This window comes from Bacillus sp. OTU2372, assembly GCF_038440275.1.
GTDB classification, from domain to species: domain Bacteria; phylum Bacillota; class Bacilli; order Bacillales; family Cytobacillaceae; genus Neobacillus; species Neobacillus bataviensis_B.
The window spans coordinates 1-546 of record NZ_JASATK010000076.1 but is presented as its reverse complement, the minus strand read 5'-3'; the positions used below and the strand labels follow the sequence as shown (position 1 = coordinate 546).

Genomic DNA, 546 nt, shown 5'->3' with positions numbered 1-546 from the left:
ACAGTAAACCCACATTTAGTAAAAAGGAATAAAGAAAACCGTGATAATACTCAGTCAAAAAGTGATAAAAAAGATGCCTTAGTTATTGCTGATATGGTAAAGAACGGCTATTACTCCGAGGTTAGATACACATCAGAATCATTTGAAAAACTAAGGGTTCTGATGTCTAACCGTGATGTAGTGGTTAAACGACTTGTTAGTTCTATCAATCAATTAAATCGCTGGGTAGATATAGTCTTTCCAGAACTCAGACAGGTGTTTAAGGATATTAAGGCTAAAGGGGCAATTGCAACCCTCCGTCTATTTCCTACCCCTACGGAATTAGAGACTAAGCAGCCTCAAGAAGTTATTTCAGGGTGGAAATCAATAATGAAGAGACAGCCAGGATTAAAAAAGGCCCTATTACTCCTTCAATTAGCTAAGAAATCTGTTGGTACTAGACAAGCTCTTGATGCTTATAAATTCCATTTAGAGCAGTTATTAGAGGAATATGATCTAGCTGTAACACAACTCGAGAGAGTTGAACAACAAGTTACCGAAGCATTA

The 546-nt window shown here is 37.0% G+C and carries 1 protein-coding gene; it reads left to right on the top strand.

Translation table 11 applies throughout. The annotated features are described in order from the left end of the window. Positions 1 to 546: IS110 family transposase (locus AAHB15_RS29990; protein ID WP_342043899.1), on the top strand; the 546-nt coding region annotated here is incomplete at both ends.